This window comes from Paraburkholderia sp. SIMBA_054 (assembly GCF_046534875.1).
Classification (GTDB): domain Bacteria; phylum Pseudomonadota; class Gammaproteobacteria; order Burkholderiales; family Burkholderiaceae; genus Paraburkholderia; species Paraburkholderia hospita.
The window spans coordinates 30,189-52,071 of record NZ_JAWRXV010000020.1 but is presented as its reverse complement, the minus strand read 5'-3'; the positions used below and the strand labels follow the sequence as shown (position 1 = coordinate 52,071).

General features: G+C 60.6%; 20 protein-coding genes and 2 pseudogenes. 3 read left to right on the top strand and 19 right to left on the bottom strand.

All coding sequences use genetic code 11. The features are described from left to right. Nucleotides 1-533: 533 nt before the first annotated feature. Together SB822_RS24060 and SB822_RS24055 are read right to left on the bottom strand one after the other, a co-directional pair. Nucleotides 534-1,547 carry a carbon-nitrogen hydrolase family protein gene (locus SB822_RS24060; RefSeq protein ID WP_410855759.1) on the bottom strand — a complete coding sequence of 338 codons (1,014 nt, stop codon included), beginning with the start codon at nucleotides 1,545-1,547 and terminating at the stop codon, nucleotides 534-536. 74 nt (nucleotides 1,548-1,621) lie between these two features. Next, nucleotides 1,622-2,023, bottom strand: a complete 402-nt coding sequence (locus tag SB822_RS24055; RefSeq protein WP_410855820.1) for a MarR family winged helix-turn-helix transcriptional regulator — start codon at nucleotides 2,021-2,023, stop codon at nucleotides 1,622-1,624. A gap of 481 nt (nucleotides 2,024-2,504) precedes the next feature. Between SB822_RS24055 and SB822_RS24050 the strand changes: the two are divergent. Beyond that, a pseudogene (locus tag SB822_RS24050) lies at nucleotides 2,505-3,534 on the top strand (divalent metal cation transporter); the annotation flags it as partial. Between the two features lie 235 nt (nucleotides 3,535-3,769). Here the strand turns inward: SB822_RS24050 and SB822_RS24045 are convergent. Further along, nucleotides 3,770-4,030, bottom strand: a complete 261-nt coding sequence (locus tag SB822_RS24045) for a hypothetical protein (protein WP_353558275.1) — start codon at nucleotides 4,028-4,030, stop codon at nucleotides 3,770-3,772. 201 nt (nucleotides 4,031-4,231) lie between these two features. Between SB822_RS24045 and SB822_RS24040 the strand changes: the two genes are divergently transcribed. Both SB822_RS24040 and phoU read left to right on the top strand, forming a co-directional pair. Next, a complete protein-coding gene (locus SB822_RS24040; protein ID WP_353558276.1) occupies nucleotides 4,232-4,768 on the top strand; it encodes an NUDIX hydrolase in 537 nt (178 codons plus the stop codon). Between the two features lie 946 nt (nucleotides 4,769-5,714). Next, complete coding sequence (gene phoU / locus SB822_RS24035; protein WP_353558277.1) at nucleotides 5,715-6,422, top strand: phosphate signaling complex protein PhoU; 708 nt, start codon at nucleotides 5,715-5,717, stop codon at nucleotides 6,420-6,422. 68 nt (nucleotides 6,423-6,490) lie between these two features. Here phoU and SB822_RS24030 read toward each other — a convergent pair. The 16 genes and pseudogenes from SB822_RS24030 to SB822_RS23955 form a co-directional block, all read right to left on the bottom strand. Next, nucleotides 6,491-6,898, bottom strand: a pseudogene (locus SB822_RS24030) (methyl-accepting chemotaxis protein); the annotation flags it as partial. A gap of 253 nt (nucleotides 6,899-7,151) precedes the next feature. Then, nucleotides 7,152-8,159 carry a D-2-hydroxyacid dehydrogenase gene (locus tag SB822_RS24025; RefSeq protein WP_353558278.1) on the bottom strand — a complete coding sequence of 336 codons (1,008 nt, stop codon included), beginning with the start codon at nucleotides 8,157-8,159 and terminating at the stop codon, nucleotides 7,152-7,154. A gap of 13 nt (nucleotides 8,160-8,172) precedes the next feature. Next, nucleotides 8,173-8,676, bottom strand: coding sequence for an aromatic-ring-hydroxylating dioxygenase subunit beta (locus SB822_RS24020; protein WP_353558279.1), 504 nt, complete (start codon nucleotides 8,674-8,676; stop codon nucleotides 8,173-8,175). Beyond that, entirely contained in the window at nucleotides 8,669-9,943 is a 1,275-nt protein-coding gene (locus SB822_RS24015) for an aromatic ring-hydroxylating dioxygenase subunit alpha (RefSeq protein ID WP_353558280.1), read from the bottom strand. The genes SB822_RS24020 and SB822_RS24015 overlap by 8 nt, the downstream gene beginning before the upstream one ends. A 73-nt stretch (nucleotides 9,944-10,016) precedes the next feature. Next, nucleotides 10,017-11,012, bottom strand: coding sequence for an ABC transporter substrate-binding protein (locus SB822_RS24010; protein WP_353558281.1), 996 nt, complete (start codon nucleotides 11,010-11,012; stop codon nucleotides 10,017-10,019). Nucleotides 11,013-11,154: 142 nt separating this feature from the next. Further along, nucleotides 11,155-11,883, bottom strand: a complete 729-nt coding sequence (locus SB822_RS24005) for a GntR family transcriptional regulator (RefSeq protein WP_353558282.1) — start codon at nucleotides 11,881-11,883, stop codon at nucleotides 11,155-11,157. A 145-nt stretch (nucleotides 11,884-12,028) separates the two neighbouring features. Then, the gene (locus tag SB822_RS24000; RefSeq protein ID WP_353558283.1) at nucleotides 12,029-12,616 is read right to left on the bottom strand and encodes a UbiX family flavin prenyltransferase; all 588 of its coding nucleotides are present in this window, start codon (nucleotides 12,614-12,616) and stop codon (nucleotides 12,029-12,031) included. Nucleotides 12,617-12,668: 52 nt separating this feature from the next. Continuing rightward, on the bottom strand, nucleotides 12,669-13,682 hold the full coding sequence (locus tag SB822_RS23995; RefSeq protein WP_353558284.1) for an ABC transporter substrate-binding protein: 1,014 nt from the start codon (nucleotides 13,680-13,682) through the stop codon (nucleotides 12,669-12,671). Nucleotides 13,683-13,753: 71 nt separating this feature from the next. Then, on the bottom strand, nucleotides 13,754-15,349 hold the full coding sequence (locus tag SB822_RS23990) for a UbiD family decarboxylase (RefSeq protein ID WP_353558285.1): 1,596 nt from the start codon (nucleotides 15,347-15,349) through the stop codon (nucleotides 13,754-13,756). Between the two features lie 38 nt (nucleotides 15,350-15,387). Then, a complete protein-coding gene (locus SB822_RS23985; RefSeq protein ID WP_410855758.1) occupies nucleotides 15,388-16,923 on the bottom strand; it encodes a class I adenylate-forming enzyme family protein in 1,536 nt (511 codons plus the stop codon). Next, nucleotides 16,910-17,812, bottom strand: coding sequence for a VOC family protein (locus SB822_RS23980; RefSeq protein WP_353558287.1), 903 nt, complete (start codon nucleotides 17,810-17,812; stop codon nucleotides 16,910-16,912). Before SB822_RS23980 ends, SB822_RS23985 begins: the two co-directional genes overlap by 14 nt. Then, on the bottom strand, nucleotides 17,809-18,243 hold the full coding sequence (locus tag SB822_RS23975) for a PaaI family thioesterase (protein WP_088174451.1): 435 nt from the start codon (nucleotides 18,241-18,243) through the stop codon (nucleotides 17,809-17,811). Before SB822_RS23975 ends, SB822_RS23980 begins: the two co-directional genes overlap by 4 nt. Before the next feature lie 16 nt (nucleotides 18,244-18,259). Next, entirely contained in the window at nucleotides 18,260-19,273 is a 1,014-nt protein-coding gene (locus SB822_RS23970) for a zinc-binding dehydrogenase (protein ID WP_410855757.1), read from the bottom strand. 98 nt (nucleotides 19,274-19,371) lie between these two features. Continuing rightward, a complete protein-coding gene (locus tag SB822_RS23965; RefSeq protein WP_353558289.1) occupies nucleotides 19,372-20,181 on the bottom strand; it encodes an ABC transporter permease in 810 nt (269 codons plus the stop codon). A gap of 10 nt (nucleotides 20,182-20,191) precedes the next feature. Next, nucleotides 20,192-20,971, bottom strand: a complete 780-nt coding sequence (locus tag SB822_RS23960; protein WP_353558290.1) for an ABC transporter ATP-binding protein — start codon at nucleotides 20,969-20,971, stop codon at nucleotides 20,192-20,194. Then, on the bottom strand, nucleotides 20,968-21,711 hold the full coding sequence (locus SB822_RS23955; protein WP_353558291.1) for a GntR family transcriptional regulator: 744 nt from the start codon (nucleotides 21,709-21,711) through the stop codon (nucleotides 20,968-20,970). Before SB822_RS23955 ends, SB822_RS23960 begins: the two co-directional genes overlap by 4 nt. Nucleotides 21,712-21,883: the final 172 nt, after the last annotated feature.

The following is a 21,883-nucleotide window of genomic DNA, read 5'->3' as shown; positions in this document are numbered from 1 at the left end:
CGAACGCATCGATGTATCTCGCGTGTTTCCCGAAACGGCGCTTTTGTATGCGCATGTACCGGCACGCCGGACCGATGCACTGTTACGCACGGCCATTGCGTCCGCGAAGGCGCGCCCGGCGGTGCCGCATTGCAGGCCGGGTGTACCACTGGGTTTTGGTTCGTACTGTTGCAATTTTCAAGCTGAGGTTGACGCACGAGTCGCCCCTGCGCATGAAGCTCACCCATCGTCGCGGGAATGGGCCGGTCACGTACGGGCTTCGTCGTCATGTCATTTACTCTTTCGTTTTATAGAAAAATGCATATGCACATATAAATGCGCATCATGCAGGATATTTATCGGCCTTCAACTGCTCTACACGGCGCGATCGCGTGCACCCACCCCTCCCTCATTTACAAGAAAGTAGTTGTAGAGCCAGTCCTGTTCAAGCCAGTTGCGACGATTGCAGTTCCGATCTAGGCAACGTTTTTCAACGGAACATCTCCATGAAAGTAGGCGGTTCGCTAAGAGACGGGTTTCCAGGCGATGAACATTCAGTTGCGGTTTGCCGATGCCGAGCCGACCGCAGCGTTCAGATCTTCCAGGCCAGGCCCGACGCTCTCCCCGGCATACGTCGTACGTTCACGAATGTGCGTAGCAGGCGTGCGGTCGATCAGAACACTCAACAGCTCGGGCCGGTTGTAGTGACCAACCGAGTCCACCAGCATCTTGCGTCTGTCGATAAGGCTGAAATCGAGATCGGCGATGACTTCTCCCTCGCCCGAGCGCAGGGGTTCGCCCAGCAGCATGCCATCGGGTGCCACGATCGCCGTGAAGCAGCCGCCCGAAATCGGACCGATGGCACAGCCCGTGTCCTTCATGATCTGCGCCTGCTGGTCGGCGTCGAGCCATGCCGTCGCGTTCACGACGAAGGCCCCGGACTCGAGCGCATGCTGGCGGATGTTGATTTCCATCCTTTGGGCAAATCCTTCGCCGAAGGCAGAACCCGGGTACATGGCCGAATGGATCTGCTCGCCGTCGGCGATCATCGCGTAGCGCGCAAGCGGGTTGTTGTGCTCGAAGCAGGCCAGTTGACCGATACGGCCGACCTCGCTGTCGACTGCGCGCAGGCCGGAGCCGTCGCCTTGACCCCAGATCATGCGTTCGAAATGGGTAGGCGTGATTTTGCGGCGACGCTGGATCAGGGTGCCGTCCGCATCGAAGAGCAACTGCGCGTTGTAGATCGTTCCGCCGTCGCGTTCGTTGACGCCGATGGACACGACTATTCCTGCTGCTTTCGCGGCCTCGCCGATCGCGTCGGTGGCTGCTGATGGCACAGTTACCGCCTCGTTGAGCAGTCGCAGATGTTCGCTGCCGGAAAGCTGCGTCAACGGCGTCTGGACGTAGGCAAAGTAAGGATAGTAGGGCACCACGGTTTCCGGGAACGTTGCGAACTGCACACCTTTCTCGCCGAGTTCACGAATCTTCCGTACGATCTTTTCGACCGTTGCCTCACGGCTATAGAGCACCGGGCTGATCTGCACGGCGGCGGCTTTGACGACCTTCATTGCAAAACTCCTTTTACGGATAAGAATGGGCAAACGCCCTGGCGGCGTTGCATATGCAATATCAGCGATAAAAATCAGTTCACGCGCTCCGGCAACCCACTCGCGATATCCATGAGCGCGCTAACGCCGACTTCTCCCGACACGCCTCTGGCTCTTCTCTGCGCGGACGACCACGCGAACGCGGCCGTACGGAGCAACGCTTTTCCCCGTCCGGTAAGCAAAAGGAGACGGTCGCGTCCATCATTGGCGGGCAGTCCTTCAGAGATCCATCCCTGCGCGATGAGTGGTTGCAGGCTTCTCGTCAGCGTCGAACGATCCTGATGGTTCCTGCGCCAGAGATTCGAACGGCTAAGCGGCCCGAGTTCCGTAATGAGCACAAGGAGGGGGAATTGAGGCGCGTTGATGCCAAACGGCCGCAGTGCGTCGTCGTAAATCGTGGTAACGACCCGGGAAATTTCCCGCGTACGCGTAAGCATGCAGTTGCGCGCGATCTGGCTACCCACTTCATCCTTTGCATCATATTGAATGTCCACAGCCATGTTCGACCTCGCATTGCACATGCAACATCGACGTCTCGAACGCCCTCAATCTGGGCCGAGCCCGTCGTGGATGAGCGTATTGGAGCGTGCAGACGTATCCCGGATGTGTCGTAAAGAAGTGGGGGTGTGTGCGTTTGTATCGCGATGTAGCACGAATACATTGCCGTACATACAGCACGTGGGGCATCGTCATCGCGGCGTGCGCCGATAACGTCGCGAGTGGTCGACACTGCGTGGCCGGGCGCACGTGATGACGCCTGGACGAAGGCCCCGGTTGCGGCGCGGAAACTGCCGTCAACGATAACGGGGCGGCGCTCGAGCCCTTCCGGTACGACGAGTGGCGGTGATCACGAAAACATACGAAAACGGGCAGGCCGAACCGGAACTGGTTGTCGAAGATTAGGCAGAGCGCTCACGGATGAAGCGCCTCGGTCCTGCATTGATTACCGGCGCGGCAGACGATGATCCCAGCGGAATCGCAACCTACACCCAGGCGGGCGCGCAGTTCGGATTCGGTATTCTCTGGACCATGCTGCTCACCTACCCGCTCATGGTCGCGATCCAGTCCCTCAGCGCACGGCTCGGGCGTGTCACTGCACGGGGACTCGCGACAAATCTCCGCCGTCACTATCCGGCGCCCATCCTCTATGCCGCCGCAATCGTGCTGCCCGTCGCGAATACGATCAATATCGCCGCCGATCTTGCAGCTATGGGTGCTGCTGCAAAGCTCGTGCTCGCTGGACCCGTTCAGCTTCACTTCGTGCGTCAGGGCACCACTTCTCTCCCGTTGCAGGTTTTCGTTTTCGTTACCTACGAGCGCTACGCACGCTTCCTGAAGTGGCTGACACGTGCGGTGTTCGCGTACATGACCATGGTGTTTGTTGTGATCCCGGTCGACTGGAAGGCGGTAGGACTGAGCATCGTCAAGCCACCGGTCAGCTTCACGGGCCGCTATCTGACGACAGTCGTCGCAGTGCTGGGTACGACCATCAGCCCGTATCTGTTCTTCTGGCAAGCGCCTCAAGAGGTCGAAGAGATCCGTTCGCATCCTTCCCTGCAATCGCAATTGCGCGCCACTGCAGGCTAGTGTCCAACTCAAGCGGATCAACATCGACATGTGGGTTGGTATGGCGCTGTCGGATGCCGTTGCGTTTTTCATCATGCTGTCTGCTGCTGCGACGTTGCATGCCCATCATGTCGAGGTGAAAACGAAGGTCGACGCTGCCAGCGCACGCAAACCGATCGCTGGAGAGATGGCGTTTGCCCTCTTCAGTCTTGGAATTGTCAGGACAGGGCTACTCGCATCGCCTGTCCTCGCTGGATCGGCAGCCCACGCGACGACGGGCGCGATGAAATGGCGCAATAGCCTCGCCTTGCAGGTCAATCTGGCGAAACCGTTTTACACAGTCGTTGCAGTTGCAATTCTTGGCGGCGTTGCGCTCATATTCGAATCAGCCGCTCAGACATGCTCGCAACATTCGGGAGAGACGACCGGCTTCACCCTCGTCGGCGATGTTTGCAACACCGGTCGATGGAGCGCGCCTGGGCCGGACGCAGGACCGCTGCAACAACCGTCTGTCTTGAACTCCGAAGTGGTGCCGCGATGACGGACCGCTGGGGATGGCGGCCCGCTTCGCTTGCACGTCCCCCAACTGGCGCCTACGGACACTGAACTCCGCACGATCAGCCAAACAGATCGTCCACGATCGTGCAAGCTGCGCTGTATCCGCCCGTCAGCGCATCATCCTTGCTAGCGAATGCCCGACCGGCGGCATCACCAAGCCGCAGCGGCGAGAACCTCGACACCAACGTGCCTGACTCACATATCCGGACAACAGCGACGTAGCCCGGGTTGCTGGTGCGAACGCGCGCCTGGGCCGATCGAAAGTCAGACTCGACAGCAACGCGCAGTGTGAAGCCGTTGTACTCATAGGATTGTGTCATGGGCCGCCTCTTACCTCTCGCAGGCGCACGCGTCGCCGCGTCACCAACCTGCATATCATTGACATCAAAACCGCAATTGTGACATTTTTATGACATATGGTTCAATGTGGCGTTGTGCCGCCGCACATTCACTACGTCGGCGCGGGGCAACGGCAGACACCAGGTCAGTCGCGTCTCTCCGGTCGCCGACGCGAGCGGCACGTGAACTGCTCGCTGCCAGACGATACCGGCGGTCGCGCAGCGTCCGGGCGATTCATTTCACGTTGCGTTTTGTCCGGCAGCAGATACCTTGAAGCGCGTAAACCAACTGACAGAAAGAGTATGAAAAGAAGGGCTACCGTACTGTGCGTCCGGGACGGCACGATCCTGCTCGTCGCACGTGAGCGCGCGCGGTGGGCGCTGCCTGGTGGCAGGATAAAGCGCGCCGAACCGCTCGAAGCCGCCGCCAGCCGCGAGCTTGAGGAAGAGACCGGGCTAATCGTCTCGCAAATGAATTATTACTTCCAGTTTCAGGGGTTCAGCACATTGCATCATGTGTTCGTCGCCGAGCCGCCGGCGGACGCTGTGCCGGCGCCGCTGAACGAGATCGCACGTTGCCGGTGGTTTGCGCCTTCCGAGATTGCGTCGCTGTCTGCCAGTGTCCCGACCCGGGGAATTGTCGAACTCTTTGTCCGGCGTGTGGCGCCGCTGGCAAAAGCTGCAGACAGTGACGACCCCGACGAAACCATCCGGTGCTAAAGCCTGCGCGGCGCGGCGTGCCGGGAGCGATCAGATCCCGGCTTTCGAAGCATGCGGGACGCCAGCCGCCCACTTCCATCAGAAAAAATGACACGCTGACCGACAACGACCCGGGCGCAGATTGAAAAGGACCGCGGTGTGGGCTCGGACTGGCGGAATACGCGAGCGCGCCGAGTCACTCGGTGGCGAACTTCAATTCGCCAGTCGAGCCGGGTGAAGGCTTCGCGCTGGTCGCGCGACGGTCAGGAAAGGATGCCATAACCGGGCTCAACAGCGGCCGCCCGACGCATTCGGATTGGAAGCGGCTCGAACGGTTGGTGAAGCCTCATCAGCACCAGAAATGAAACCGCGGCTATCGATGTCGAAGTTCGTGGGCCGCATAGATAGCTGCGAATACGCCCACGAGCACTGCTGCTACCGCCAGCGGTTCGTCAAATCGGCCGGCAGCCTGTGACAGCTTCGCATCGCACCAGAGTCCCACTCCTGCGAGCGTTACGACCAGACCAAATGCGAGCCCCCATAGTGGTCCCGCGTTGTGCGAACCAAGTCTGTGAGAAAACTTCATCTTTATTCTCCCTACCGCTTCCATCAACTGCAAACCTACTCCCACAATCATCACGATCGCAATAGCGGCAATCGCGTCGGATGACCCGCCTGGCATCTAAACGGCAAGCCGGGCTATTTCATATCGTGGCGTACGTTTCGATCCACACAACTTCCGCCCCTGCCACAGACATGTCACACGAAAAGCGCCTCATACCAACAGGGGGCAGATCAAAGAGGCCGATGCGCAATGGATGTGGACGGCATTGCCGCTTGTGCAATGCAGACCTTGATTACGATAATACCGTATATACCATTTAGACAAAAAATCGCATCGAATCACTATGCACCAGACGACACGCTCATAGACGTCGCGCGGTACCACAGGGCAAACGGAGGAAAAATGTCTGACAAGCACCTCTCCAGCCAGTTTGATGCTGCGCTGAATCTGCTCTCAACAAGGCTGCTCGAGATGGGCGGACTGGTTGAATCGCAGATATCGGCGGTGCTGACACTGTTGAGCAGGTTCGATGGGGCCGTTGTCTTGCGCGTACGGGATGTTGAGCGGTGGCTCAATCAGATGGAAGTCGAGATTGATGACGAAATCAATAACGTCATCGCACGGCGACAGCCGGCCGCTCGTGATCTGCGGTTACTGATGGCCACGTCCAAATGTGTAACAAATCTGGAGCGGGCCGGCGACGAAGCTTGGAAGATCGCGAAACGGTTGCGAAAGATCGACGAAGCCTGTGCGGCAACTGCAATGCAGATCCCAGAACTGAGAAACTCCGGTGAAATGGCTCTCACGATCCTGCGTCGCTCGCTCGATGCCTTTGCCAGGATGGACGTCGTTGCTGCTGCGCAGATCATGCGCGACGATCTGGCGATCGACAACGAATTTCGACTTTTTGTGCAACGGCTTGTCGCTGATATGAACGCTGCGCCAGGAACCATCTCGCCGTGCCTCGACTATCTCTTCATCGCCAAGGCCATTGAACGTATCGGCGACCACGCGACCAACATTGCCGAGTTTGTGATTTATATCGTCAAGGGCCGGGACGTACGTCATCTTCCGTTGGCCCGACTGGAAGAAGATATCCTGCGAAGCTGAACTCCAAAGCCCGCACGTAGGATGGCCGTTCGTCGGTGCACTTACCGGCGTGGGCGCCCCCGCCTGCCTCAGGCAGCGAGTCCGACGGGGCCGACATGCCGGTTCTCCCCCGGGACCCTGAAAAACGATACCCGGTCCTTAAGCTCATGCGTCTGTCGCACGAGTGAAGCAGCCGCAGCCGACGCCTGCTCAACCAGTGCGGCGTTTTGCTGCGTCATCTCGTCCATCTCTGAGACAGCCTGGTTCACCTGGTCAATTCCGACACTCTGCTCCCTTGACGCCTCCGATATCTCGCTCATCAATGCGGTCACTCTGGTCACACCCGAACTGACATTACGCATCGAGTTGCCCGCTCCGCCAGCCAGCGTTGCACCAGCACTGACACGCTCGTTCGACGACAGGATCAGATCCTTGATTTCTCGCGCAGCCGTCGCGCTACGTTGGGCCAAGGTGCGCACCTCGGCGGGTGCCACGGCACCGCGAGGAATCTGTCATGCGTGAATTGTGATTGCAGCTGATCTGCAACGGGGAGGACCTCGCGCTCGCGATCAGAAAGACACGAATTCTCTCGGCCACCGAGGCCTGACTCGGGTGAGAGCAAAACAGGGAACTATAGCCCCAACGATCCGTTGCCAAGCGCTCGTGGATATCCCGCAGGCGAGGCGAGCATCGCTATGATTCGATCAGTGCCGGCTGCACCGGCACTGATCGTGAACCGCATCTTCCCGGTCAATAGCCGCGTGTGCGATCGACGATATTCGTCAGCGGTTCGCCGCGCAGGAATCGCGCGAAATTGCCAAACCAGAGTTCGAGCACCCGCAGGTTGTAATCGGGCGCATCGCACGAAATGTGCGGCGTGACGACGAGCCTCGGAACATCCCACGCCACATGTTCCGCCGGCAACGGTTCAGGATCGAATACATCCAGCAGCGCGCCGCCGCACTCGCCCGAATGCAATCGTTCGAACAACGCCGCATGGTCGATCAGCGCTGCGCGCGAGAGGTTGACGACGCCCGCACCGGGCCGCATACGGGCGAGGCGCCCGGCGCAGAGCAGGTCGCGTGTCTCTGGCGTGAGCGGCGCGGTGATAACGACGAAGTCGGCCTGAGGCAGCCAGTCGTCCAGTGCGGAGATCCTTGCGAGTACATCGACTGCTTCCACCGCCTGCGCCGGTGCGGCTCCGCTCCGGTTCAATGCAATCACTCGCAAGCCGAGCGCTCGTGCCGCGAGGCTCGCTGCCATGCCCAGACCGCCGAAACCGATTATCAACGCTGTCTTGCCGCGAATCGACGTGGTCAGCCGCGCGTCCCAGCGATGCTCCCGCTGCGCCTGCAACACAGCCGGCAGTTGCGCATTCAGCATCAGCAACGCCATCTGCGTGTACTCGGTGGCCTTGTCGCTATGAATGCCGCTACTGTTCGTCAGGATCAGGTCGCCGCGCAGGCGATCGAGCGGCATCAGCTGATCGACGCCGGCGCCCGTCGTGTGAATCCAGCGTAGACGTGGCGCGTCATTCACCACGTCATGCGCGAATCTCGACGCCAGCAGAAAGTCGACGTCGTCGAGCGGATGCGCGAACCGCTCGCCGTCCCAACCGAACGTCACGTCGATTCGCTGTGCGAAATCGGGATGCCGCGCGCAGGCCGCCTGCCACACGGCTTCGTGAAGATGAAAAGGCGGCGACTGACGCCGCTGGCTTTCGAGGTGCAACCGGTAACGGCGGGCGGTTTCGGTCATCCGGGCAGCATCCTTACAGAGGAAGCGCAACGAGCGTGTCGTAGCGGCACGAATCCGTGACGACCGTGCGCTCACGCAGCAACGCGTGGCCGCTCTCGACGACGATCTGATCGATATAACGCCCGACGCTGAACACAACCATACCGCCTTCATAGCCGGTTCGCACGATCATGTAGCTGGTTTCGCAGCCGATCAGACCGTCTTCGACGCTGACGACTTCGGTCGGTCCAAGTACGTGACGGTAGACATGCGGCTCGAACACATTAACCGACTGGATCGAACTGACGCGATCCAGCAGCATGCCGCGCGTGTTACAGAACCAAATACCGAAATCGCGACCCGCTTCGAAATCGGTGCGCGTGAGAATGCGGTAAGTGCAATCTTCGGTGAAGAACTCCGGCCAGCGGTCGAAATCGCCATTGTCGATCGAACTGCAATAGTGGGCCATCAGGCGCGCGATGCTCGCGCCCGTCTGGGTACTGACCTCCAGGTCAGGGTAGCGCGTCGTGCTATACATCCATCAGTTCTCTATAGAATTTCCAGAAGCCGCGCACCGAGGTTTCGGTCGCGCGGGTTGCCATCGGGCCAGTGTCCTTGCCGCCCATCTCGATCACTGCAGCGTCATCAAGATCGCCGCGAATACCCTTTTCGACGAACGCGCCGATCGTGCCGTCTTCCATCGACACAAAACCCGCGGGCCCGACGAGATTGCTCTGCTTGCGCCGGATGAGCGTTTGCTCCGGCGTGTCTTCCTCGAAGCCGAGCACGGTCCAGATCAGTTCGCATCGATCCACGCCAAGCGGCACCACCTGCCGGACGCCGATGGAATTCATGATCTGATGTAGCACGAAGCCCGGGAAAATGCTCTGGATCGCATTCGTGATCTGATCGGGATACTCCATCCACTGGTCGATCAGTGAAGGATCCTTCAGGCCGAAATCGTCGCGCATTGCACGAATCACGCCGGAGTCGTACGCCTGATCGCCAATGTCGGTATAGCGCTTCGTAAAGGTGATGTGATGCCGACTGTCTTCATCCTGCAACGTACCGCCTTCCGCCGACAGCCGGTTGATCTTGAAGGTCGAGAAAAACGCATGCAGCAGGCTCGGATGATAGTTGTCGCGGCTATTCTCGACGTAGAGCTTCCAGTTGTTGTGCATCACCTGACTATAGCGACCAAGTATCTTTACGCGCCCATATAGTGTGCGCTCCATGTGTTGCACCATCGTCGGTCCAAGATAGTCCTTCAGTGCACGGGCCTCGTCGGAGAACGAACCGAACACGAGGCCGCGGATGGTCTCCACGCGCAGCTTCGTCAGACGGAATTTCGATTTGTCGAAATCCTCGGGCATGCCGCCTTTGCCCTGCACGCCCTTCTCGAATGCGACGCTCGTCAGTTCGCCGTCGAAGCTATAGACCCAGTTGTGATAAGGGCAAACGAAGTTCGGACGCTTGCGGTGCCCCTGCGCTTCGTAACAAAGCACCGAGCCCTTGTGCACGCACTTGTTCACGAGCGCACCAATGGTGCCGTCCTGCTGGCGCACGACAATTACCGACGTATGACCGACCCTGGTCGTGATGTAGTCACCCGGATTTGGAATCTCGATGTCGAGGCAGAGGAAACTCCATGTGGGCCCACGAAACACAGCATCCTGCTCGCGCTCGTAGGTCGCCGCATCGGAGAACACACGTAGCGGCACGCGCGTAATGCCCTCTTCCGGCCAGCGGATCCGGCTGGCCGGAAATCCGATGGTCGCGACCGTACCGTCGCACTTTTCCGTCATATTATTGCTCCGTTGATGAAGGCCCGACCTCCAGGGCGGCCACAGTGACCACGGGCCCATTCCCGATATCCGCTCATTTGACTGCTTCCGAGTCGAGATAAGGCTTCTGATAGAAAAGATCCGCGGGAAGCTCGCCCTTCAGCGTGCCGCCGGCCTTGAAAACTTCGAATGTGCGTTTCAGTGTGTCAATGTCGCCTGATTTGAACGAGACCGTATTCATGGTCGTCCAGTGGTCGCCGTAAAAACGCGCGCCCTGGTCGCTCATGTTGCCGGCCTTCTTGAGTATCGCCACGACTGCGTCGGGATTGGCCGCGCCGAAGGCCAGCGCCTGACGCATCGCCGCGAGCACCTTCGCCGCATCTGCCGGATTGTCCTTGAGCCACTCGCTGCGCATCACGGCGACACCGATATAGGGCGGTGTGCTCGCTTTCGTCATCTGTTTCCATTGATCGGACAAAGTCGTGATCACGCGGACTTTCTGTGCACTGTCCGGTACTTGCGCCACCGTGGTGGGACGCATGACAGCCGCGTCGACGTTCTTCTGAACGAGGAACTGCGCGAGACGCGGCTCGTCGCCCGCGACCAGGCGATAGTCGGCAAGCTTGAGCCCGTAATTGCCGTCGAGCACGGCGGTGCCGACGCCAGTGGTCGCACTGCCGATTGGCGACATGCCGACTTTCTTGCCGCGCAATTCACCCGCGGAATGGATGGGCGATTCCGCGAGCACGACGATTTCCGCATCGACGATCTGCGTAGCGGCCACCATCCTGACCGGCACACCCTGCTGGCTCAGGCTGAATGCCCCCGCGAGGCTCGTGCCGAATGCCAGATCGATCGCGTTCGAAGCCAGCGCGGTAGTCGGTCCGTTCACGTCCGGAAAGTGGAGGAACTGCACCTGCAGGCCCTGTTTCTCAAAGAACCTCTGCGCTTCGAGCACGGCGCCGAAACCGAGGCTGGTGCCGCTGGTCCAGTAGCCCACACGCAGCGGTGCCGCACACGCACTGGTAAGGCATCCGCCGGCTATTGCGAGTGCGCACGCCGCCTTTAGAACGGAACGAAATGATTTCATGGTGCTTTGCCCGAAGTAGCGACGCAGCCGGTCTCTCCAGCATCGTCTTTGAAGGATTACTAAATGTCCTTATCAAGACATAAAGCACGGTGCAACCATTCATCGAGAGATTCCGCCTGAAAGCAAAGGCGGAACCTCCGTATTACTTGCCGATCGCTACTAGCGGCGCGTGCTCGAAGTCCTGCTTCATGCTGCGGAGCACACGCTCCATCGTCATGTCGCGGAACTTCTCGATGTGCCGGCGCGTAATGCGCGCACCTGCCTTGCCGTCGCCTGCCGCTAGCGCCTCGACCAACTGACGGTGATCGTCGGCGATTTCCGGGCTGTCGTCTTCGTCGCTAAAACCGAGCGCCACCAGCCGCGCCATTTCGTCGAACAGCACCGAGATGCTGCGCACCAGACGGTCATTGCCCGATGCCATTGCGATCACCAGATGAAACTCGCGGTTCGCATCGAGGAAAAAACCGATCCGGTTGCCGTGATTCTTCGACGCCGTATTGCCGCGCGCGGCGCGATCGATCCGCATCAGCGCCTTCGCGTCCACCTTGCCGGCCGCGAGCCGCGCAGCCTCGGGTTCGAGAATGAGCCGCAGAGCGAACACCTCCTCGACATCCTTCAGCGTAACCGGTACGACGACGTAGCCGTGTCGCGGCACCGAACGCACCAGCCCTTCGTGCGTGAGACGCGCAAGCGCCAACCGGCACGTCGACTTGCCGACGCCGTATTGCTCCATCAGTGCAGCCTCGGTCAGCATACTGCCCGGTTTCAGCGAGCAGGACAGTATCGCCTGCCGCATGGCCAGATAAGTCGACTCGCCCAGCAGCTTGCCCTCGGCCGCGGCGTTTCCCCCAGAAATCACTTTTCCTTCCATGTCGCTCCCGTACGCTCTATCCAGGAATGCTGCGTATTATGCTTACGTCATTCTGTAGGCACCTCACCAACCTCAAGTCATTCTAGGAGATGCATATAGGGAAGTAAACCGAACACAAAAAAAGCACACCCTGTCGCACCGTCTATCAGGCAGCAGTGCCGCTCCATCGGCGTACGGTACGTGATTCGATATCGAACAGGTCAAGCACGCGCCCGAGCGTATGATCGACCATCTGCTCGAGCGTTTCCGGCAGCGCGTAGAACGCCGGCACTGGCGGATAGACGATCGCACCGGCGTCGGTGACGGCTGCGAGACTGCGGATATGACCCGCATGCAACGGCGTTTCGCGCACCATCAGCACGAGACGGCGGCGTTCTTTGAGCATCACGTCTGCCGCTCGCGAAAGCAGCGAACTGGTGCAGCCGGTGGCCACTTCCGACAGCGTCTTGATCGAGCACGGCGCAACGATCATGCCGTCGACGCGAAACGAGCCGCTCGAAATCGCCGCGCCGATATCGGTATTCGGATAGTTGACGTCCGCGAGTGCTTGAAGATCGGCGAGCCGCATCTGCAACTCCTGCGCAACCGTCACCTGCGCTGAACGGCTGACCACCAGATGCGACTCCACCTCCAGCTCGCGTAACAGACGAAGCAAACGCACACCGTAGATCGCGCCCGAAGCGCCGCTGATACCGACCACGATGCGTCGCCGTGCTGCGGATTGGGATCTCATGCAACATCTCCTTTCTCCACCGGATGCGGCCATTGCCCGCGCGAACGCGTCCTCATGGCTTTTGACCCGCTATGATCTTCTTTGCCGTTTCGTACGGCCCGGTGACGAATACGTCGGGCGGAAGCGTGCCTTTGATCGAGCCGCTCGCCGCGAAGATCTGCTGCTCGCGCTTGAGCGTGTCGATATCGACTGGCTCGAAGGAGATGCTGTTCAGCTCGGCCCAATGCGCGGCATAGATCTGCGCGTCGCTTGCGGGCAGATTGGCGACTTTCTGCAGGATCGCCGCGACCTGATCCGGATGCGCGTTGCCCCAGGCGATTGCGTTGTGAATCGCCACAATCAGCTTCGCGACGGATTGCGGATCGCGCTGGATCAATTCCGTGCGTGCCGCAGCCACGCCCAGATAAGGCATCGCATCGGACTTCGTCAGCTTGTGCCATTCTTCCACCAGCGTGCCAAGACGTCGCGTCTTCACTTCCGTCAATTGCGCGACCGTGACGGAGCGCAGCGCCGCGGCGTCGACCTGGTGCTGCACGAGAAACTGCGCGAGGCGAGCCTCGTTGCCCGGCACCAGCGAATAATCGCCGGCGTTGAAGCCGTAATTCGCTTTCAGCACAGCGGCAGTCATCAACGCGACCGAGCTTCCCGACGGCGACATGCCGATCTTCTTGCCGCGCAGCTGCGCGATCGACTGGATCTGCGAGTCGGCGGGCGTGACAAATGTGACATCGGCCGGCGCCGTTGCACCGAAGATCTTGATCGGCACGCCGGTCGCCGCAATGCTGAATGCGCTCGCGCCCGCCACGCTGAAGCTCACGTCGATCACATTGGCGGCGAGTCCGCTCGCCGGCGCATTAACCTCGGCGAAGTGCACGAAACGTGCGTCGTCTATGCCGGCTTTCTTCAGGAAGTCGCCGGTTTCCAACACGGCGCCGAGGCCGAGGCTCACGCCACTCGTCCAGTAGCCGATGCGCAGCGGCGCGGCCTGCGCGGACAGCGCGGACAGCGCGAGCAGGGACATCACGGCGGCAAACAGCGCACGCCTTGCAAGCAGGTAAGGTTGCATCAGGTCAGCTCATTAATGGGGTGGATGGAGCGCTGCCGGCCCGCGCAGCGCACTGAACGACATCGCGGCAATCAGCGCCGCGTCGGCGGCACGGCGTCGAAGCGCGAACCGCGCACGCACAGCTTGCCTTCCGCCGTTTTCCACAACTGCTTGCGTTCATGCAGTTCGCCGAGCGCGCGGGCCAGCGTGAGGAAGTCGTATTTCGACAGCCGTTCGGCGAGTTCGGTGTAGTAAAGCGGCGTGTCGCCGATGAGCGCGAGCGCTTCGGTTGCGGCCTCCTCCACCTGCTCCGGCTCTGACACATGCACCGTATCGGCCTTACCGCCCACGTAGTCCGCAATCTTCGCCGTATCTGCATACGCATACGAAATGCGCTCGTAGCGCTCGTGCGGAATGCCTTCCGAGATCGTTGCGTCCACACCGACCTTGGCGCCCGTCGGCACCATGCCAGGCGGCATCACCGGCAGGCTCGGGTCGAGCGGCTTGGCGCGCGCGCCGGGAATCACGATCAGATCGCGGTCACCCTGCACGCGCGTCGCGATTGCCCATTCCACCTGTTCACCGTTGAACACGTCGATGTCGTCATCGACGACCACCACGTGCTTCAGATCCATCACCGACAGCGCCGCCAGCAGCGCGTTCTTGCCTTCGCCCGCCTGCTTCCTGATCGAAATGACCGCATGCCAGAATGCGCGGCCGCCCAACGTCACGTTGATGTCCTTCACCTGCACGCCGGCCGTGCGCAGCGCGCTGCGGATCGCCTGATAGCGCGTCGGTGCCGCGAGCCACGTGTTTTCCCACGGCATGTGCAGCGAGTAATACATCGCATCGCGCCGATGCATGATCGCCTTGATGCGCACGTCCGGATTCCAGTGCAGCCCGCCCATCAATGCGGTGAATTCGCCGAAACGGCCTTCCGGCTGCGTCCAGCCCGTCGGCAGGATTTCCGCTTCGATCACGATCTCCGAGTCGGCGATATAAGGCAGATCGACGGTCTCGCAAGGCGCCAGTTCGACCGGCACGCCGCGAATGCCGCCCGCGATTGCCATTTCATCCACGCCAATCGGTGCGCGATAGCCGGCGCCCATGATTTCCATCGGATGGTTGCCGATCGAAATGGAGATCGGGCACGGACGTCCCTGTTCGTAGGCACGCTGCGCGAACATGCGCATATTGTTCGGCGTTACGATGTCGATGCCGCTCAGTGCCTTTTCCTTAACCATGAAGCGGTAAATGCCGCTGTTCAGGCCGTACTCCGGATCGCGAGAAATCACGATACCCGCGGTAATCATCGGGCCACCGTCGAAAATCGAAGACATCGGAATAGGCAGGCGGAACAGATCGACATCGTCGCCTTTGTAGATCACTTCTTTCGTGGCCGACGTGGCAACGTATTTAGGCGGAATCGGGTTCTGAATACCATGCGCCAGCATCTTCTCGATTTCGGAGTAGCTGTCGCAACCCATCGCCATCATCGCGCGCTCCTGCGTGCGGATAATGCCCGACAGCAGCGGCATGTCGTAGCCGATCACGTTATGAAACAGCAGCGCCTTGTCGCTCTGGTCGACGAGCGTGCCCACGTGGCGAATATCGACGGGCTGCCGGATATCCACCAGTTGCTGTGCCGCGCGCAGCCGTTCCAGGAACTCGCGAAAGTTCTCGTTCATACTGAACTCCATGATGTTGAATGTCGTGTCGGTTTCACTTACGCGGTCTCGCTATCCTGCAATGACGCAAGCGCTATGGCTTTCAATGCGGCGCGATCGAGCTTGTTCGTGGACGCAAGCGGCAATGCGTCCACGAACCACACGCGTCGCGGGTGCTGGTATGCGGGCGCATGCGTCAGCGCATACCGTTTGGCTTCCTCTTCCGTTAGCGACGCGCCCGCGCGCCGCACCACGAACGCCACCGGCTTGGTTCCCTTGATATCGTCGGCAACCGGCACCACGCAAGCCTGGACGACATCCGGGTGCGTCTCGAGCATCTGCTCGACTTCACCGGGAAAGATGTTTTCGCCGCCCGACACGAACATGTCGTCCGCACGGCCGACGAACGCATAGAAGCCCTGGTCGTCGCGGCGAAATACGTCGCCCGTTATATAAAAGCCATCTGCTGTCACCGGCAGTGGCAGGTCCGGCCGGTTGTGGTAACCGAGCATGACGGCCGGGCTTTTGACGGCCAGCACGCCGGTTGCCACACCCGTCGGCGGTGCGTCGAGCAACTTGACGCTGACTTCCGGATGCGGATATCCGACCGACAGCAACGGGGGTTCGATCCCTTGCGGGTGTGGCCCGAACACGATCGGCCCGCCCTCGGTCGTGCCATAGACGTTAGTGAGCTTCGCATTCGGCAATACCTCGCCGATCTGCGCAAGCAGACTCTCGCTGACGGGCGCCGAGCCCATCCGGATGAAGCGCACCGACGAAAGATCCGTGCGCGCAAGCAATTCCTTTTCGCGCAGCATCATCGCGATCATTGGCGGCACGGAGGTGAGCCACGTGACCCGATAACGCTCGATTGCCGTGATGTACATGCGTGCGGTGAATTGCGGAAGCAATACGACCGTACCGTGCCCGTACAACGACATCAGCACGAGCGTCAGCGCGTTCATGTGATACATCGGCGCGGCCACCAGAAAGCGATGCGCCGCCGGTGGCTGCGCACGCGCTCGCGTACGCGCCACCCACAGATGGCTGCCGTGCGACAGCATGACGCCCTTCGGCTTGCCGGTCGAGCCAGACGTATAGAGAAACATTGCCGGCATGTCGGGCGTGGGCACGAAAGTCTCGAACGGGCCAGGTTCGACGAACGAAGCGAAACTTTCCTCGCCCGTCGAATCGAACACTACTGTCGGCAGATCGTCCGGGCAATCGGCAAGTCGCGCGGCGTCGCAAAACACCAGACGTGCACCGCTATCGCGAATCACAAAAGTGGAGAGCGCGGGCGGAAACCTGAAGTTGACGGGCACGGCGACCATTCCCGCGCGCATGATGCCGAGCAGCGCCGCGACATATTCGGCGCGATTCGCCGCAAGAATGGCAACGCGCTCGCCGACTTTCAGACCGCGCCGCACCAGTGCACGCGCGACGCCGTCAGCCAGCGCGTCGAGTTCCCCGTAGGTCATGCGCGTATCGTGCCACGCGCAACCCGTTTCATCTGGTTCCCCAAGCGCGACCACTGCAAGCTTGCATGGATCGCCGTCGGCGTCGATCAGATCGCCGAGATTCTCAGGCGTGGGCATGTTCAACTGCTCCGATAAATTCAATGACAGTATTGAGTTCGCCTAACAGCACGACAACGGACGACGCGCCGCTCTGCGCATGGGCCGGTGCCATCAGCCGCACGACGCTCGCGTCGACGTGGGACGTGAGCGCGTCCAGACGTGCGCGCATCGCCGCAAGGTCGCTTACCTCGACGACGACCGCGCCAAAATAGCTGTCGCGCCCTGCTGCGTTACATACGAGGTCGCAATAGCGCGCGCGATATGCCGCGCCATCGATAAAGTCCAGATCGAAATCACGCAACGCAATGCGCGAGTGGTGGGAGGACGGCGATGTGAGATCCGACTCGCCGGCAATCAGCGCATAGCGGCGCGCTTCGAGTTGCGGGTCGTCACTCACGATCACACATTCCTTCAGACGTTGCGCGCCGTTCGGATGCTTCGTCCATTCGGCACGGAAGACCCATTCCGGCGTGAGGTGCTCGCAGAAATAGATGCGCCCGGCGGACAGTTCTTCGGCTTCGAGCCGGGTTGTCCGGAAACGGGCGATCTGCTCGACGCCTTCAATGTCCACGGGCCGCGTGAACGACTGCGGTTCACTGGCACGCACGCCTGCGTCGATCAATCGCGCATAGGTTTCCTGCGCGTCGTCCGTCTTGAACACGAGACCGTCTATACCCAGACGGCTTTCGAGAATCTCGCGCCGCAACGTGGTGGCGCCGGGGGGCAGCCCGACCAGTTCGAGATAATGTCCATCGAACATCATCAGGTGATTGACCGAGCCAAGCGAGTGATAGCCGCGCGGGGTCAACGCGAAGCCGAGCGCTTCGAAACACGACGCCGCGGCGTCGGTTTCGAACATCGCGTTCACGACGACATGGTCGAGCGTCGATGTCGCCGTGTTCATCATGCCTTCGGCGCGGGTGCGGGCGCGGTCGAATAGACGCCCCGGCCGCTTGCGAGCAGCGCGCCGGACTGGTCGTAAATGTGCGCCTCCGCAACCGAAATCGCGCTACCGAACTTCACCACCTTACCGCGCGCGATGAGATCGCCGGGCATCGCCGCGCGGTGATAGTCGACGCGCAGATCGATCGTCGGTACGCCGCGGCCCGTTTTCGACACCAGCGCCCAGTCGGCCGTGAGGTCGACCAGCGCGGCAAGAATGCCGCCGTGCGTGTACCGGCGTTCGGGGTTCACGACCCACTCTTCGCGCCAAGTCGCGGCGATTTCAATCGAGCCGTCGCCGACTTCGAGCACGCGCAGACCGAGCCACTGGTGGTAAGGACCACGCGTAAGCATTGTCTGAACCTGCTCCGCGGTAAGTTGCTGGTTATCAGCCATTCGAGTCTCCGTACTTTTATGGGGTAACGACGATCTTGCCGAGCACTTCCCGATCGCGAATCATGCGCAGGCCTTCGGCTGCCTGTTCGAGCTGCAACACCTTGTCGATCTGCACGGCAATCTTCTTCGTACGGGTCAATTCCATCAGCGCCGCGAGGTTGTCGTCATAAAAACTGTTCGAACCGATCACGCGAATCTCGAAGCTCCAGATGTAGCGAAGGTCTTCCTTGGGATCGTGGCCTGCAGTCGCGCCGCAGACGAGCAGGCTGCCGCCGCGTTTGATGCATTTGAGCGACGGCACCCACGTATCGCCGCCGGTGAAGTTGATCACGACGTCCGCGCCGCCTTCATAGCTGCGGCGCTGCGGCTTGCCGTACTTCTCGATGACCCACTTCGAGAAATCGGTGTCGCGATAGTTGATGACGTGATCGGCGCCCATTGCCTTGAGCCGTTCAGCCTTGTCCGCGCTGCCGGCGGCAGCGATCACTTCGGCGCCGAGCATTTTGGCAAGCGTCACGCAGCCGGTTCCGACGCCGCCGCTCGCACCGAGAATGACCACGCGATCGCCCGGTTTGATGGTGTTGTGCGTGACGAGCATCCGGTGCGCCGTGCCGTAGGCGACCGGCAGCGACGCCGCTTCCTCGAACGTCACGCCTTCGGGCATTGGGATCAGCTGGTCTGCGCTGACGAGGCAGTATTGCGCCATGCCGCCGTCGAGCATTTCGCCCATCAGACCTTTCTTCTTGTTGAGCGGATTGACGAGCACGCGCGCGCCGACCGACCAGTTTTCGACGTTGTCGCCAACCTCCGTGATCTCCCCCGCCATATCCAGACCGATGACCACAGGCAGCGGCACCTTGATGCCCGGCATGCCCTTCACCGTGAAGACATCGTGATAATTGAAGGAAGACGCGCGCACACGGATGACCACATGACCCGGCACCGCCTTCGGTATCGGCATCTCGCCGACATGGAGTTTGTCGACGTCACCGTGTTCAGAGAGAATCAAAGCCTTCATCGTACTGCTCATATGTACTCCTATTTATAGAATGCAAACGCACTACTTCTTCGTAAATGTTCGACTACTTCAGCTCGCGGCGCGGAAGCGGTGCGCCGCGAGCTCGTTCCCTATGCTCGCTTCTTCCAGCGAAACAGGTGGTTTTCAAGCGGCTTGAGAATGCCGTACTCGAGCACCACCATCAGCACGACCATAGTGAGTGTCCATGCGAACACCTGATCGGTCTGAACAAGATCCGCCGCCTGACGCAGCCGGTAGCCGACGCCGTTCGAAGACCCGATCGTCTCCGCCACCAGCGACACCCGCCAGCCGAAACCGAACGCGAGGCGCGCACCGGAGAAGAAATACGGCAGCACGGTGGGCAGATAAATCTTGGTCATCACCTTGCTGCGCGACATCTGAAAGCTGCGGGCAAGCTCCACATATTCGGCGTTGACGCTTTGCGCGCCCTGCCAAACGTTCGTGAGAATCAGCGGCATCGCTTCCATGAACACGACGAAGATGGTCGTACCGTTCGAGATGCCGAACCAGATCAACGCGAAGATGGCCCAGATCGCGGCGGATACCGTGTTGACCACCGACAGCACCGGCTCGCAGAAACTGCCGAGACGGCGGTTCGCGCCAAGCAGGATACCGAGTGGCGTACCGACCAGCGCGGCCAGCAGGAAACCTGCGACCACGCGGTACAGCGTAATGCCGAGGTCCTCGGCAAAGGTGCCGGTGGCGATCAGGTCAAGTAGCGCGTTCCACATTTTTCCCGGACCAGGCAGGATGAAGGCCGGTACGCGCTGCGCCGCCATCCACCACAGAATCAGGAATATGGCGAGCAGCGAAAGACGTTGGCCGGCGACTTTCGCAAAACGCGTCAGGCGGCCAAACCGTGCGGGAAAAACAGAACTGGCGGTCGAAACAGAAGACATCGCAATGTCCTTAAATGAGGGCGCGCACGCGGCGCACCGTTTCCGCGACTTCGCCGGCGAGCGGATCGCGCGGCCGCGGCAAGTCGATCATCAGCGCATCACGCACACGTCCCGGCCGCGGACGCAGGACAACCACCTTGTCCGCGAGCACGATGGCTTCTTCCACGTCGTGTGTGACGAATACGACGGTCATCTTCAACTGCTCGCGGATTCGCAGCAGTTCCGCGTGCATTTGCGAGCGCATCTGCGGATCGAGCTTGGAAAACGGTTCGTCCATCAACAGGATGTACGGCTTCACGACCAGGCTGCGCGCAAGCGCCACCCGGCTACGCATGCCGCCCGAGAGTTCGTGCGGGTAGGCGTGCTCGAATCCTTCAAGGCCGGTCATCTTCAGCGCGGCCAGCGCGCGTTCGCGCCGCCGTTCGGCATTGAGCGAGCCCGCTTCGAGACCGAACTCCGTGTTCGCCACGATCGTGCGCCAGGGTAGCAGGCGGTCTTCCTGAAACATGTAGCTGACCACGCGGGTATCGTGCATCGGCTCGCCGGCGACTCCGTCGATCCGCACGTCGCCCTGATCCGCCTGCACCAAACCTGCGATGATGTTGAGCAACGTGCTCTTGCCGCATCCGGACGCGCCGACGATCGCCAGCACCGAACCCGAAGGCGCAGTCAGATTGATGTCTTCGAGCACCGTCAGCTTGCCGTAGCGCTTCGAAACGTGCTCCACTTCCACCGCGTTGCGTGCCGTGGCTGCCTTCTCGAACATGGCCTGAGTAGTCACCGCGTTCATCGTGCGCCTCGCAGCGGGACGATCGGTGCGCCTGCATGCGTGTCGCGCAGGCTCGCCATTACCTTTTCCATCGTCATGTCGCGGAACGTCGCCACATGCCGGTGCGCAATCTGTTCGGCGCGCTTGCCGTCTCCGCTCGCGAGCGCGCTGATCATCGCCGTGTGGTCATGCCGGATCTCCGGCTTCGTGTTCTGCACGCCGAAGCCGAGCGACACGAGCCGCGCCATATCGTTGAGCAGGCCACCCAGCATGCGAACCAGCCGGGTGTTGCCCGAACATTCAGCGATCGCCATGTGGAAAGCGGCATTCGCGTCCATGAAGATGCCGATCCGGCTGCCGATGCCAAGCGACGTGTCGTCGTTGCGGCACGCGCGCTCCAGCCGGGTCAACAGGTCAATATCGGCCTTGCCCGCAGCGAGGCGCGCAGATAGCGGTTCAAGCTCAAGGCGAAGCGCAAACACTTCTTCGACGTCCTTCAACGTAATCGGCGTCACCACGTAACCCTGACGCGGCACGATGCGCACAAAGCCTTCCTGCGCGAGACGCTGCAGCGCCACCCTGCAGGTTGCCTTGCCGATGCCGTAGCGTGTGGTCAGCGCGCTTTCCGTCAGCGTGGCGGCCGGTTCGATTACGCAGGACAGAATGTCCTGACGGATCGCCGAACACGCCCGCTCGCTCAGAAGTTTTGCTTCGTTCGAACAGTCGATCAATTCCACCGTCGGAGCTGCAGGATCTTTCACGACACCTCTCCTTTGTCTCGTAGGCTGCTCACGGCGATCTTTGTGGGCAGGTGATGAGTTAACTTAGAACAGCCATTAAAAAAATGCACGTTAAAAAAACGTGTCTTCTGAGCTGTTCAGCGATATGTCATATCCCTCTCGCATGACATATCCGCATAGCGTTCACTGCGCG

Bases quoted from the DNA above. Each gene is read 5' to 3' on its own strand.
- SB822_RS24060 (WP_410855759.1), bottom strand. From the start codon at position 1,547: ATGAAGGTCGTCAAAGCCGCCGCCGTGCAGATCAGCCCGGTGCTCTAT.
- SB822_RS24055 (WP_410855820.1), bottom strand. From the start codon at position 2,023: ATGCTTACGCGTACGCGGGAAATTTCCCGGGTCGTTACCACGATTTAC.
- SB822_RS24045 (WP_353558275.1), bottom strand. From the start codon at position 4,030: ATGACACAATCCTATGAGTACAACGGCTTCACACTGCGCGTTGCTGTC.
- phoU (WP_353558277.1), top strand. From the start codon at position 5,715: ATGTCTGACAAGCACCTCTCCAGCCAGTTTGATGCTGCGCTGAATCTG.
- SB822_RS24025 (WP_353558278.1), bottom strand. From the start codon at position 8,159: ATGACCGAAACCGCCCGCCGTTACCGGTTGCACCTCGAAAGCCAGCGG.
- SB822_RS24020 (WP_353558279.1), bottom strand. From the start codon at position 8,676: ATGTATAGCACGACGCGCTACCCTGACCTGGAGGTCAGTACCCAGACG.
- SB822_RS24015 (WP_353558280.1), bottom strand. From the start codon at position 9,943: ATGACGGAAAAGTGCGACGGTACGGTCGCGACCATCGGATTTCCGGCC.
- SB822_RS24010 (WP_353558281.1), bottom strand. From the start codon at position 11,012: ATGAAATCATTTCGTTCCGTTCTAAAGGCGGCGTGCGCACTCGCAATA.
- SB822_RS24005 (WP_353558282.1), bottom strand. From the start codon at position 11,883: ATGGAAGGAAAAGTGATTTCTGGGGGAAACGCCGCGGCCGAGGGCAAG.
- SB822_RS24000 (WP_353558283.1), bottom strand. From the start codon at position 12,616: ATGAGATCCCAATCCGCAGCACGGCGACGCATCGTGGTCGGTATCAGC.
- SB822_RS23995 (WP_353558284.1), bottom strand. From the start codon at position 13,682: ATGCAACCTTACCTGCTTGCAAGGCGTGCGCTGTTTGCCGCCGTGATG.
- SB822_RS23990 (WP_353558285.1), bottom strand. From the start codon at position 15,349: ATGAACGAGAACTTTCGCGAGTTCCTGGAACGGCTGCGCGCGGCACAG.
- SB822_RS23985 (WP_410855758.1), bottom strand. From the start codon at position 16,923: ATGCCCACGCCTGAGAATCTCGGCGATCTGATCGACGCCGACGGCGAT.
- SB822_RS23980 (WP_353558287.1), bottom strand. From the start codon at position 17,812: ATGATGAACACGGCGACATCGACGCTCGACCATGTCGTCGTGAACGCG.
- SB822_RS23975 (WP_088174451.1), bottom strand. From the start codon at position 18,243: ATGGCTGATAACCAGCAACTTACCGCGGAGCAGGTTCAGACAATGCTT.
- SB822_RS23970 (WP_410855757.1), bottom strand. From the start codon at position 19,273: ATGAGCAGTACGATGAAGGCTTTGATTCTCTCTGAACACGGTGACGTC.
- SB822_RS23965 (WP_353558289.1), bottom strand. From the start codon at position 20,181: ATGTCTTCTGTTTCGACCGCCAGTTCTGTTTTTCCCGCACGGTTTGGC.
- SB822_RS23960 (WP_353558290.1), bottom strand. From the start codon at position 20,971: ATGAACGCGGTGACTACTCAGGCCATGTTCGAGAAGGCAGCCACGGCA.